The organism is Polaromonas sp. 39-63-25 (assembly GCF_002278925.1).
GTDB lineage: Bacteria > Pseudomonadota > Gammaproteobacteria > Burkholderiales > Burkholderiaceae_C > Polaromonas.
In genome coordinates this window covers 514,360-526,072 of the sequence record NZ_NCJH01000001.1, presented here as the reverse complement: position 1 = coordinate 526,072, position 11,713 = coordinate 514,360, and the positions used below count along the sequence as shown (strand labels likewise).

At 64.1% G+C, this 11,713-nt stretch carries 10 protein-coding genes and 1 pseudogene; 5 read left to right on the top strand and 6 right to left on the bottom strand.

The window, feature by feature from the left end:
• Positions 1-55 precede the first annotated feature (55 nt).
• The 3 genes from B7X65_RS02525 to B7X65_RS02515 are packed head-to-tail and all read right to left on the bottom strand — an operon-like array spanning position 56 to position 3,524.
• Complete coding sequence (locus B7X65_RS02525; protein WP_293592403.1) at positions 56-820, bottom strand: SDR family NAD(P)-dependent oxidoreductase; 765 nt, start codon at positions 818-820, stop codon at positions 56-58.
• Positions 817-2,700 (bottom strand): feruloyl-CoA synthase, encoded by a 1,884-nt coding sequence (locus B7X65_RS02520; RefSeq protein ID WP_293592402.1) that lies wholly within the window; start codon positions 2,698-2,700, stop codon positions 817-819. The genes B7X65_RS02525 and B7X65_RS02520 overlap by 4 nt, the downstream gene beginning before the upstream one ends.
• 29 nt (positions 2,701-2,729) lie before the next feature.
• Entirely contained in the window at positions 2,730-3,524 is a 795-nt protein-coding gene (locus tag B7X65_RS02515) for a crotonase/enoyl-CoA hydratase family protein (RefSeq protein ID WP_293592401.1), read from the bottom strand.
• A 124-nt stretch (positions 3,525-3,648) separates the two neighbouring features.
• Between B7X65_RS02515 and B7X65_RS02510 the strand changes: the two genes are divergently transcribed.
• Together B7X65_RS02510 and B7X65_RS02505 are read left to right on the top strand one after the other, a co-directional pair.
• Positions 3,649-4,527 carry an amidohydrolase family protein gene (locus B7X65_RS02510; RefSeq protein WP_293592400.1) on the top strand — a complete coding sequence of 293 codons (879 nt, stop codon included), beginning with the start codon at positions 3,649-3,651 and terminating at the stop codon, positions 4,525-4,527.
• Positions 4,524-6,365 (top strand): AMP-binding protein, encoded by a 1,842-nt coding sequence (locus tag B7X65_RS02505; RefSeq protein ID WP_293592399.1) that lies wholly within the window; start codon positions 4,524-4,526, stop codon positions 6,363-6,365. Before B7X65_RS02510 ends, B7X65_RS02505 begins: the two co-directional genes overlap by 4 nt.
• Positions 6,366-6,369: 4 nt before the next feature.
• On the opposite strand, the gene B7X65_RS02500 is transcribed toward B7X65_RS02505, so the two are convergent.
• On the bottom strand, positions 6,370-6,993 hold the full coding sequence (locus B7X65_RS02500; protein ID WP_293592398.1) for a 2-hydroxychromene-2-carboxylate isomerase: 624 nt from the start codon (positions 6,991-6,993) through the stop codon (positions 6,370-6,372).
• A 374-nt stretch (positions 6,994-7,367) separates the two neighbouring features.
• Positions 7,368-8,873 (bottom strand): glycine betaine ABC transporter substrate-binding protein, encoded by a 1,506-nt coding sequence (locus tag B7X65_RS02495; protein WP_293592454.1) that lies wholly within the window; start codon positions 8,871-8,873, stop codon positions 7,368-7,370.
• Positions 8,874-9,125: 252 nt separating this feature from the next.
• Here B7X65_RS02495 and B7X65_RS02490 point away from each other — a divergent pair, with 252 nt between their 5' ends.
• A complete protein-coding gene (locus B7X65_RS02490; protein WP_293592397.1) occupies positions 9,126-9,755 on the top strand; it encodes a glutathione binding-like protein in 630 nt (209 codons plus the stop codon).
• 626 nt (positions 9,756-10,381) lie between these two features.
• Positions 10,382-10,558: pseudogene (locus B7X65_RS02485) on the top strand (glutathione binding-like protein); the annotation flags it as partial.
• A 33-nt stretch (positions 10,559-10,591) separates the two neighbouring features.
• Here B7X65_RS02485 and B7X65_RS02480 read toward each other — a convergent pair.
• Positions 10,592-11,083, bottom strand: a complete 492-nt coding sequence (locus B7X65_RS02480; protein ID WP_293592396.1) for a hypothetical protein — start codon at positions 11,081-11,083, stop codon at positions 10,592-10,594.
• Positions 11,084-11,310: 227 nt separating this feature from the next.
• On the opposite strand from B7X65_RS02480, the gene B7X65_RS02475 reads away from it, so the two are divergent.
• Positions 11,311-11,661 carry a nucleotide pyrophosphohydrolase gene (locus tag B7X65_RS02475; RefSeq protein WP_293592395.1) on the top strand — a complete coding sequence of 117 codons (351 nt, stop codon included), beginning with the start codon at positions 11,311-11,313 and terminating at the stop codon, positions 11,659-11,661.
• Positions 11,662-11,713: the final 52 nt, after the last annotated feature.

The window sequence follows — 11,713 nt, the reverse complement described above, 5'->3', positions numbered from 1 at the left end:
TGTCAAAAATCACGTGATCACGAGTTGTTGCAAGGGGGAACGTATGGCGCCTGTTTCAGCGCGGCGCCATGCGCAGGGCGCCGTCGAGCCGTATCACTTCGCCATTGAGGTGGGTATTGGTGACGATATGGCATGCGAGCTGCGCGAACTCTTCGGGTTTTCCCAGGCGCGGCGGAAACGGGATCGATGCGGCGAGCGATTGTTGCACCGGTTCGGGCAACTGCTTCATCAGCGGCGTGGCAAACAGGCCGGGCGCAATGGTGCAGACGCGGATGCCGTGCTGCGCCAGGTCGCGCGCCATCGGCAGGGTCATGCCGACCAGGCCGCCTTTGGAGGCGCTGTAGGCTTGCTGGCCCACCTGGCCGTCGAAAGCGGCGACCGAAGCGGTGAACATCATGACGCCGCGCTCGCCATCTTCCAGCGGGTCCAGCTTCACGCAGTCGGCCGCAAACAGCCGGCTCATGTTGTAGCTGCCGATCAGGTTGACGGTGATGACCTTCGCAAAGTCTTCCAGCGGCGCGGCCTGGCCGTCCTTGCCGACCACACGTTTGGCCGAGCCGATGCCGGCGATGTTCATCAGGATGCGCGCCGGGCCATGGACGGCTGTGGCCTTTTCCAGCGCTGCAGCCACGCTGTCGCTGCTGGTGATGTCGCACTGGCAGGCCACGCCGCCGATGTCGGCCGCCACCTTTTCGGCCAGCGCGAGGTTGACGTCGAGCACCGCGACCTTGGCGCCCAGCCGCGCGAGTTCTCGCGCAGTGGCTTCGCCCAGACCCGAAGCTCCACCGGTGACGAGTGCAGCTTGTCCGTCGATATTCATGGCTTGTCCTGTTGCGGCTGGATCGTGAAAGGCAGCGTGCCGCCGTGCATCGCATCGGCGAGCGCTGCGCGGTGTTTGAGCACGGCGCGCTGGTTGATGGAGCCCTTGTCGGTGACCTCGCCCTTGTCGATGGACGGCGGCGCGGCCATCAGGTGCAGCCGGGCCACGCGGCTGGAGCTGCCGGTGGCACCGGCGGCCAGCGTGTTGGCCACTTTCTGGAAATGTGACTGCACTGGTTCGCTTTCCAGCACCTGCTGCAGAGGCGCATCGTCCGGCAGGCCGGCCAGCTTGCGCACCGCCGGGGTCGGAAAAATCAGCGCACCGACTTCATTGAGGTTGATCCCGGTGATCACGGCGTCCTGCACATAAGGTGCGCCGGCGGCAATGATCTTCGCCCGCAGCGGCCCCACGCTGACAAAGGTGCCCGTCGCGAGCTTGAAATCTTCGGCAATGCGGCCATCAAAACGCAGGCCCAGGTGCGGGTCGTTTTCGTCGATCCACAACACGGCATCCCCCGTCGAGAAAAAGCCTTCCTCGTCGAAGCTCTCGCGGGTGGCTTCGTCATTGCGCCAGTAGCCCGGCGTGATGTTCGGGCCTTTGTAGCGCACCTCGGTCTTGCCGTCGACAGGCACCAGCTTGAGCTCCAGCCCGGGTGTGGGAACGCCGAGGTGGCCGGCCTTGACGTTGGGGTTGGTGACGAACACCGCAAAAGGCGAGGACTCGGTCATGCCCAGGCCGGTGCCCATCACGATGCGTTCACCGATCTCGCGTTCCTGGGTCTCGTGCAGCGCATCCCACACGGGCTGGGCCAGTGCCGCACCGGAGTAGAAGAACATCTTCACGCGCGACAGCAGGTTTTTGCGCAGAACGTCGTCGGTCTTCATGGCGTTGGCAATCGCCTCAAAGCCGGTCGGCACATTGAAGTACAGCGTGGGCGCCACCTCGCGCAGGTTGCGCAGGGTTTCGCCCATCAGTGCCGGCGTGGGTTTGCCGTCGTCGATGTACAGCGTGCCGCCGTTGTACAGGGTCAGCCCGACGTTGTGGTTGCCGCCGAAAGTGTGGTTCCAGGGCAGCCAGTCCACCAGCACGGGCGGCTCGTCGGCCAGCACCGGCATCGACTGGCGCATCTGCTGCTGGTTGGCGCACCACATGCGGTGCGTGTTCACCACCGCCTTGGGCATCTTGGTCGAGCCCGAGGTGAACAGGAACTTGCTGATCGTGTCCGGCCCGGTCGCCTGCATCGCGGCGTCCACCTGCGCGGTGGGTGTGGTGGCCAGCAGCGAGGCCAGCGACGTTGTCGGCCGGCCCTCGAGCGAACCTTCGTGCAGCACCACTTCCACGTCGGCACCGACGGCCGCCTGGATCGCCTTGCCGTAACGCGCCGCATCCGTGGCAAACACCAGTCCCGGGGTCAGCGTGTCAAGAATGTGGCGCAGCTTGTCATAGTCCTGGCTGACCAGGCAATAGGCCGGCGAGGCCGGGCAGTAGGGAATGCCGGCGTACAGGCAGCCCAGCGCCAGCTGCGCATGCTCCAGCCCGTTTTCGCTGAGGATCACCACGGGGCGGTCGACACTCAGGCCGCGGTCCAGCAGCGCCTGCCCGAGAGCGCGTGCGCTGGCCAGCGCCTGGCCATAGCTCAGGTGCTGCCAGTCGCCCGTGCTGCCGTCGGCCTGGCGGACCCGGCGCGCCAGAAAACTGCGCTCCGGCACGGTTTGTGCCCAATGCAGGAAGCGGTCCGTGATGCGCGCCGCGTAGTCGCCCAGGGGCTGGTCGGCCTTGATGTAACGGGTTCCGCCATCGCCCTCGCGAGCGGCGATACGTGTCACGCCGAAGGTCAGGGGCCGGTAGCGGGGGGCGGAAGTGGGTTTTGTCTCGCTCATGTCTTTTCTTGTCGGGGCTGGGGAGGGGATCAGTCCTTGCTGACCTTGTTGGCCTTGCCATCGAGGAAGGCCTTGACCCGGGCTTTCGCCTCGGGCGCGCTCTGCGCGATGGCGGCCATCAGGGACTCGGTGAAAAAGCCCTGGTCGGCCGGTTGTTCGGCGATGCGGGGCAGGGCGTGCATCAGCGCGTAGTTGGTCAGTGGGGCATTGGCGGCGACCCGCTGCGCCAGCTCCAGCGCCTTGTCGAAGGCCTCGCCCTCGGGCACCAGGTACTGCGCAAAACCCGCGCGTTCACCATCCTCGGCGTTGTAGACCCGGCCGGTCAGCATCATGTCGGTCATGCGGGCGACACCTACCAGCTTGGGGATACGCACAGATCCGCCGCCGCCGACAAAAATGCCGCGCGAGCCTTCTGGCAGCGCATAAAACGCGGACGCATCGGCCACGCGGATGTGGCAGGCGCTGGCCAGTTCCAGTCCGCCGCCGACCACGGCGCCGTGCAGCGCGGCAATCACCGGCACCGGGCCGTACTGGACCCGTTCCAGCGCCGCGTGCCACATGCGGGAGTGGTGCATGCCCTGGCCGGCGTCGCGTTCCTGCAGCTCGCCGAGGTCCAGGCCGGCGCAGAAATGGGCGCCCTCACCGTGGATCACGGCCGCGCGCACCGTGGCCGGCAGGTTGTCAAACATGTCGCGCAGCGCCAGAATCAGCCCGTCGTTGAGGGCGTTGCGTTTGGCGGGGCGGCTCAGGCGGATCACGGCGATCTCCTGGTGGTCGCCGCGAAGTTCAAGCTGGAGGTCGGTGGGGGTTTTTTTGGTGCTCATGGGAGGTTTGCAAGTTGCATCGATTATTGTTATAAACAATAACCAATTCAATTGACTTTGCCGCCTCATTTCTCAGTGTTAACCCGAATGAGGTGTGCAACAAGTCGAACCACCAGGAGACAGCATGGACTACGAGAACCTCATTGCGATTGACATTCACACCCACGCGGAGGTCAGCTGCTGGAACCCGTTCGACAACTACGGCGAGGAATACGACCGCGCCGCCGACAAGTACTTCAAGAACAGCCGCCGGCCGACGATAGAAGAAACCGTGGCCTATTACCGCGAGCGCAAGATCGGGCTGATCATGTTCACGGTGGATGCCGAGACGCAGATGGGCCGGCGCCGCATTCCCAACGAGGAAATCGCCGAAGCCGCCAAGAAAAACAGTGACATGATGATGGCCTTTGCCAGCATTGACCCGCACAAGGGAAAAATGGGCGCCCGCGAGGCACGCCGGCTGATCGAGGAACACGGCATCAAGGGTTTCAAGTTCCATCCCACAGTGCAGGGCTGCTACCCCCAGGACAAGATGGCCTGGCCGATTTACGAGGTGATTGCCGAATACAAGATGCCGGCCATCTTCCATACCGGCCACAGCGGCATCGGCAGCGGCATGCGTTGCGGCGGCGGGCTGCGGCTCGAATACTCCAACCCCATGCACCTCGACGACGTGGCGATCGATTTCCCGGACATGCAGATCGTCATGGCGCACCCCAGCTTCCCCTGGCAGGACGAGGCGCTCAGCGTGGCGACCCACAAGCCCAACGTCTGGATCGACCTGTCGGGCTGGAGCCCCAAGTATTTCCCCAAGCAGCTGGTGCAATACGCCAACACGCTGCTCAAGGATCGCATCCTGTTCGGCAGCGACTACCCGTTGATCACGCCGGACCGCTGGATGAAGGATTTTGAAGACGCCGGTTTCAAGCCGGAAGTGATGCCCGGCATCCTGAAAGGCAACGCCATGCGGCTGCTGGGCTTGGGGCAAGCTGCCGCCGCATGACCACGACCGCCATCCGGGGGCTGGCCGACATCGAGGCGCTGGAGCGCACGCCTTATGACCAGGCGATCCCGGCGCGCACCACCTACGGCCTGATCGCCCAGGCGGCGCGGCGTTTTGCCGGCCGTGATGCGTTTCGCTACCTGCCCAGCGGCGACCTGCAGCAGCCGGCCGTGGCCGTGCGTTACGCCGAGCTGCTGGCGCAGATCCACCGGGCGGCCAACCTGTTCCGCGCCATGGGCGTCGGGCCTGACGATGCCGTGGTCATTCTGGCGCCGAACATTCCCGAGACGCAATTTGCACTGTGGGGCGCTCAACTGGCGGGCAAGGCCTGTCCGATCAACTACCTGCTGCAGCCCGAACACATTGCGGCCCTGCTCGAAGCGTCGGGCGCCAAGGTGATGGTTGCGCTCGGTCCCAACGACGAGCTCCCGCTCTGGCCCATGGTCGAGAAAGTGCTGGCGATCCGGCGCCTGCCGGTGCTGCAGATCCGCGTAGGTAGCAACGCGGCGCCGGGCGTGCCGGTGTTCCAGGATCTGCTGGCGCAGGCCGGCGACGTGCTGGCGTTTGACCCACAACTCACGCCCGACCGCATTGCCGCCTGCTTCCACACCGGCGGCACGACCGGCTCCCCCAAACTTGCGCAGCACACCCACGGCAACGAGGCGCACACCGGATGGTTTGCCCATCGGTTTTACGGCTTCGACGAACACACGGTGGAGCTCAACGGTTTTCCGCTGTTTCATGTCGCCGGGGCTTTTGTCTACGGGCTGTCCATGCTGGCCATCGGCGCGGCTCAGGTCCTGCCCACGCTCAGTGGCATGCGCAACCCCGCCTTTACCAAAAACTACTGGAAGTTCTGCGAACGTGAACGCGTGACCGCGCTGGCCTGCGTGCCGACCATTCTCGCGACGCTGGCCAACCTGCCGGTGGATGCAGACATCTCGTCAATCAAGGTGGCCTATACCGGCGGCTCGCCGCTGCCCGCGGAACTGGCGGCGCAGTTCGAGCGCAAGCCCGGGATTGCGGTGCGCAACATCCTGGGCATGACCGAGTGCGCGGGCCTGGTGTCCATCGAGCCGCTGGCGGCGCCGCGTGTGCCCGGCTCCACCGGCCTGCGCCTGCCTTACACCGAGGTGCGTGCCGTGCCCTGGCAGGGCGGCGTGGCGCAACTGGGCCAGACCTGCGCGACCGGCGACACCGGCGTCATCGTGCTGCGCGGCCCGCATGTGAGCCCGGGCTACACCGAGGCTGCGCGCAACGCCGGCATGTTCGAGGGTCCGTGGCTGGTCTCCGGTGATCTTGGCCACATCGATGCACAGGGCTATATCCACCTGACCGGCCGCGCCAAGGACGTGATCATTCGCGGCTCGCACAACATCGACCCCGGCCTCGTCGAAGACGCTTTCCTGGCGCACCCGGCGGTGGCCCTGTGCGCCGTGGTCAGCGAGCCCGACGCCTATGCCGGCGAGTTGCCCGTGGCCTTTGTCACGCTCAGGCCTGGGATGTCTTGCGACCCGGCCACGCTGCTGGCCGACGTGGTGCCCCATGTGTACGAGCGGCCCGCGGCGCCCAAACGTGTGACCATCATCGAGGTGATGCCGGTCACGGCCATCGGCAAGATCTACAAGCCGGCGCTGCGCCTGCGTGCCATCGAGGTCAAGCTGGCCGAGATGCTGGCCGACATAGCCGGCGCCACCGTGCGGGGCGAGGAGCGCGGCGGCAGCCTGTCTGCCGTGGTGGCGATTGCGTCCACGCGTGATGATGCGCTGGAGCGCCAACTGCGCGAGCGTCTGGCCGCGATCGCGGTTCCGGTGGAATTCGTTTTCTCTGCAGCCTGAGCGCTTACCAGCCGCCGCTGTCCAGCCACTGTTCCACCAGCCCCAGGTTTTCCACACCCCAGAACGGCTCGCCATCCACCACCACGGTGGGTGAGCCGAAAATGCCGGCTTGCAGCGAGGCTTCGACCGCGCTGCGCAGCAGCTGCCTGGCTTCCTCGCTTTCAATGCCTTCGCGCAGGCGCTGTGCGTCCAGGCCCTCAGGCAGGGCTATGGCCGCAACCGCCTCCGCGGTGGACAGGTCCCGGCCTTGCGCCCAGTAGGCGTGGTAGATCGCGTGCGCCAGCGGCGCGGCCAGGGCCGGGTGGTGCTGCTTGACCCAGTAGAAGGCACGGCCCGCAGCGCGCGGGTCCATCACCGCATCATCCAGATCACGTTTCACCTCCAGGCCGTGGCGGCGCATGTAGCGCCTGGCATCGCGGCGGATGTAGTCGCCCTTGAGCGGCGTGTCCAGCAGGGGCTTGAGCCCCATCACCTTCAGCACCGACACCCCCAGCAGCATCGCGTGCCATTCGACGGTGCGGCCGTGCCGCGCCGCCAGCGGCTCAATGCGCAGCGACGCGAAGTAGCCGAAGGGCGAGATGAAGTCGAAGTAGAAATGCAGCGGTGCGGGCGTGGGCGAGGGGGTCATGGCCCCAAGCGTAGCCGAAAGAGCCGTGGTCGGTTCGGCACCCGCAGGACTTGCGCGGCGTGGCCCTGCCGGCCTCTTCGCCATGCCTGCTGGCTCAAGTTGTTGCGCTCCGGTCATCAGAAAGAAGAGCCGGGGTGCTGCCGCCGCAAGCTGCACGGGAGTGTTATGTTGCTCCTGATTTGATAGCTGCTAGCGAACGCAGGTATTGGGCTGGAGGCCGATTTTGCTTGTAAAAAGCAGGCGGTCAGGCAGTCCGGGCTGGTTGGACTCCCTCTCCCCCCGGGAGAGGGCAGGGGTGAGGGCAGCCGGCTCTGACCCTCACCCCACCCTCTCCCGCAGGGCGAGGGGGCAGGAAAGCGCAGGCTCTGGGGCGCTCAGCCGGCCCGGCGCCGCCGCATCAGCCAATCCACGCCTTCAAACAACGCCTCGCTCAGCAGCGCCAGCAAGGTGGCGGGCAGGGCGCCGGCCAGCAGCAACTGGCCGTCGTTCAGCGCCAGGCCGGTGACGATGCGTTCGCCATACCCGCCCGCGCCGATGAAGGCCGCAATCGTCGCCGTGCCAATGGCAATGGCGGTGGCCGTGCGCACGCCGGCCACAATGGTCGGCAGCGCCAGCGGCAGCTCAATGTGGCGCATGCGCTGGCCGGCCGTCATGCCCAGCGCCTGCCCGGCCAGCCGCAGGCCGGGCGACACCTCGCCCAGGCCCGCCACCGTGTTGCGCATGATGGGCAGCAGCGCGTAGAGCGCCAGCGCAATCAGCGCCGGTACGGTGCCGATCACGCCCATCAATGAAATCAGCATCGCCAGCAGCGCCAGCGAAGGCACGGTCTGCATCAGCCCGGTGGCGCCCAGCACCAGCGCGCGTAGGCGCGGGTGCGGAAACACCCACACCGCCAGCGGAATGCCGATCAGCGCCGCCAGCCCGACCGAGATCAGCGTCAGCGCCAGGTGCTGCCGCGTCAGCCGCGCCAGATCCGGGCCGAACAGCTTGGCCCAGAAGCCGCGCTGGCTGGGGTCTTGTGTTGTGTTGGTTGCAGCAGGCGCGCCGCCGGCCCTGGCAGCCAAATGGTCGCGGGCAATCACATCAAACGCCACACCCTGCAGCTCGGCCCGCGCGTTCATCGCAATCATCGCGTTCTCGTCGATGCTGCCGCCCAGCTTCTGCAACGCCGCCCAGGCCTGCGGAAAACGCTGGGGCACATCCAGCCGGTGCAGCAGCACCGCGTCATACCGCGGAAAGTAGGCCTGGTCGTCCTTCAGCACGCGCAGGCCCAGGTGGCCAATCTTGGCGTCGGTGGTATAGATGTCGATCACATCCACCTGCTTTTGCGCGATCGCGTCATAAGCCAGCCCGTGGTCCAGCGCCACCGGCGTCTGCGGCGCGCCATAACGCTGCGCCAGCCCCTTCCAGCCGTCGGCCCGGCCAAGGAACTCGTTCGACAGGCCCAGCTTCAGCTCCGGGTGCTTGACCAGATCGCTGAGCGAGTTGATGCCCAGGCGCTGGGCCGTGTCTTCACGCATGGCCAGCGCGTAGCCGTCGTTGAAGCCCAACGGCACCGCCACACCCAGGCCCAGCGGCGCCAGCGCGGCGTTCATGGCCGCCGTTGTCATGCCCGCATCACCCTTGAGGATCTCCTGGCTGATGGTGCCCACGTACTCGGGGTAAAGGTCAATGCTGCCCGAACGCAGCGCCTCATAAACAATGGCCGTGTTGCCCAGGCCTTGCAGCACCGAAGGCGGCGTGGGCGTGTGCGGCGCCGCCGCCTGCGCCAGCACCTGCGCCAGGATGTAAGACTCGGTGAAGCGTTTGGAGCCTATGCGCAGCGTGTCGTTGGCCGGCGGCGCGGCGAGGGCGAAGCTGCTGACAAGGGCCAGCAGCATAGCGGTGCAGCAGGCGGCAAGGGCGGGGAGGCGCGTCATGGGCCTATTGTGTCTTCCATGGCGCACGACAGGCAACTTCTACCGTTCGCCCTGAGCTTGTCGAAGGGTCCCCGCCTCGTCGTTGTCATCCCGGACTAGATCCGGGATCCATGCCCCCGACCCCGCACCCATCCCCGCATCCGCGCGCCCAGCACCACCGCCCACCCTGTGGCAGACTGCATCCCGAACCCACCACCCAACAAGACCAACCCCATGCCCATCCAGCTCTACGCCTTCGACACCCCCAACGGCCGCAAGATCAGCGTTGCCCTCGAAGAAATGGGCCTGCCCTATGAGGTGCACGTGGTCGACATCACCCAGGGCGAGCAGACCGCGCCCGAGTTCCTGAAGATCAGCCCCAACAACAAGATCCCCGCCATCATCGACCCCGACGGCCCGGGCGGTGAACCCATCAGCATCTTCGAGTCCGGCGCCATCCTGATCTACCTGGCCGAAAAGACCGGCCAGTTTTTGCCCAAAAACCCGCGCGCCCGCGTCGCCGCTTTGGAGTGGCTGATGTTCCAGGTGGGCGGCTTCGGCCCCATGCCCGGCCAGGTGCACCACTTCATCGCACTCAAAGACGAAGCCGACCGCCGCTACGCCCTGGAGCGCTTCATGGCCGAAACGAAGCGCCTCTACGGCGTGATGGACCGCCGCCTGGCCGACCACGCCTTCTTCGCAGGCGAAGAAATCTCCATAGCCGACTTCGCCATCGTCGGCTGGGTCTGGCGGCATGAGCGGCACAAGATCGATCTGGCGGATTTTCCGAATGTGTTGAGGTGGTACCGGGGGATGATGGCGCGGGATGGGGTGGGGCGGGGGTTTGGGGTGGCGTTGAAGTGATTCTGTAGGTCTCGGCAAGCTTAGGAGGCAAAAAGATGCTTCACCGTTTTTGGCTGAATCACAACTACAAACTGTGGTGGGTAATCGTAGTAAGCGTATTAGTCGGGTACCCCATGGCTGTTATGCATCTGAATCCGCCTCCGGCGGAGGCAAATACAGAAGTCGTGCATGGGAAGATTCTTAGAGTTCACCGAGATCAGCCGCATATAAGACTCGAACTCCTTGACGGCCGAACTGAGAGCTTCAACTTTCCTGATGACCTCCTGCACCTTGCAACGCGCAAAGGGCTGCTATTCACAGAGGCTACAGATTACGAGCTCAAACAACTTCATGGATGCCTGGCTGAGCTGAAAGTTGAACGCATCCGTTACCTCGTCCTTCCTTCCGACCGCCGTATTTGGAGCGTCAGATGCGACAAAGGCATTACGCTACCGTATAGCCGAATCGTCTCTCACTATCAAAGCGCGATCAGCTTAACGGCTGGTCGTTGGGTGATGTTTGGCGGTATGGCCCTGTTACTTCTGGCTTCAGCAATCGGGGATAGGAGAGTGGCAAGGGAGCGGCAACAGAGAGTTGGCAACTCGGGAGCGCGGGTGCCGTAAGGTAGCGACAGGACCAACGTCCCTGTGGCAGGCGATGAAATCTCAATAGCCGACTTCGCCATCGTCGGCTGGGTCTGGCGGCATGAGCGGCACAAGGTTGATCTGGCGGACTTTCCGCATGTGCAGCGGTGGTACCGGGGGATGATGGGACGGTATGGGGTGGGGCGGGGGTTTGGGGTGGGGTTGAAGATGACGGAGTAGTGGGCCAACGTCCGTCGTCGATTGCCTCGACTTCTACAGCGTGTCAACTCGGGAGTGAGAGAACAACCAGCTAGGTGGGATAACGTCTTCGTGACCCGCACCAACGCCGCGACTATAGGCGTGTTTCTCTTTGAGTGTTGTCCGCGCGTGTCCGCCGCGTGTGGTGCGCATGTGCTGGACAATTTCTAAGGGACGAGCTAAATAGCATCTAGGTGCGGCACCAACCGGCACGTTTTTGAACTGCACAAATACGTAAACCACGTCTTCCAATTCCCGGGCCAGCCATGCATCAAGTGCGCCATGGTAATCCGCATCTTTCAGATTTCCCTGGAAGAGGCCCCATCCGCCGGTCTGGCTTCCCTTTACCTGAAGTTTAAGAGTCCGTGATCCCTTTGTTGCAAGGATGTCCCAATCTGGTTGAGTTGTTCCGTATTGCATCGCTACGTCATATCCGGCCTGTGACATAACTACGCAGGTAAAGGCCTCGGCGGCTACGTTGACTTGATAGGGAGTCAGTTTAGGCATGGCTTGCAACTGTTGAGAAAACCCAGTTATACCGCTTGCTATGCGTGTACAGGATCCTCTTAATAGGGGATGGCAACTCGCAGGTGGTCACCTAGAATGGTCTGCATTCAAGGGCGATGGCGCCATGGGTCAACTTTCACGCGGTGAATCACAGTGACTATCTTCTTTACCAGCTTCCAGCCTTTGACATCTTCATCAGGATCGAAATTTCCTGACGCAGGTCTCGCATGAACACCGAACTTGAGTCCATCACACAAGCCCTTCGCGCCTTTGCCAAGGAGCGTGAATGGGAGCAGTTCCATTCGCCCAAGAATCTCGCGTCGGCGCTTACGGTGGAAGCATCGGAACTGCTGGAGCATTTCCAGTGGCTGACGGAAGACCAAAGTCGCAATCTTCCCTCCGAGGCGAAAGCTAAAGTCGCTGCAGAGGCCGCCGACGTGCTCCTGTATCTACTGCAGCTCTGCGACAAGCTTCAGATCGACTTGGTGGACGCGGCTCGGACCAAACTAGCTGTGAACGCCGAAAAATATCCGGTCGATCGTCCACTGGGTTCCAGCAAAAAATATACGGAGATATGAGTTGCTGACCGGATACCCTGCCGGCACTTATCAAAAATAGGAATGGTGCAAC

Excerpts from the sequence above, each read along its gene's own strand:
- B7X65_RS02515 (WP_293592401.1), bottom strand. The coding sequence starts at position 3,524 with ATGAGCACCAAAAAAACCCCCACCGACCTCCAGCTTGAACTTCGCGGC.
- B7X65_RS02525 (WP_293592403.1), bottom strand. The coding sequence starts at position 820 with ATGAATATCGACGGACAAGCTGCACTCGTCACCGGTGGAGCTTCGGGT.
- B7X65_RS02490 (WP_293592397.1), top strand. The coding sequence starts at position 9,126 with ATGCCCATCCAGCTCTACGCCTTCGACACCCCCAACGGCCGCAAGATC.
- B7X65_RS02475 (WP_293592395.1), top strand. The coding sequence starts at position 11,311 with ATGAACACCGAACTTGAGTCCATCACACAAGCCCTTCGCGCCTTTGCC.
- B7X65_RS02500 (WP_293592398.1), bottom strand. The coding sequence starts at position 6,993 with ATGACCCCCTCGCCCACGCCCGCACCGCTGCATTTCTACTTCGACTTC.
- B7X65_RS02520 (WP_293592402.1), bottom strand. The coding sequence starts at position 2,700 with ATGAGCGAGACAAAACCCACTTCCGCCCCCCGCTACCGGCCCCTGACC.
- B7X65_RS02505 (WP_293592399.1), top strand. The coding sequence starts at position 4,524 with ATGACCACGACCGCCATCCGGGGGCTGGCCGACATCGAGGCGCTGGAG.
- B7X65_RS02510 (WP_293592400.1), top strand. The coding sequence starts at position 3,649 with ATGGACTACGAGAACCTCATTGCGATTGACATTCACACCCACGCGGAG.
- B7X65_RS02480 (WP_293592396.1), bottom strand. The coding sequence starts at position 11,083 with ATGCCTAAACTGACTCCCTATCAAGTCAACGTAGCCGCCGAGGCCTTT.
- B7X65_RS02495 (WP_293592454.1), bottom strand. The coding sequence starts at position 8,873 with ATGCTGCTGGCCCTTGTCAGCAGCTTCGCCCTCGCCGCGCCGCCGGCC.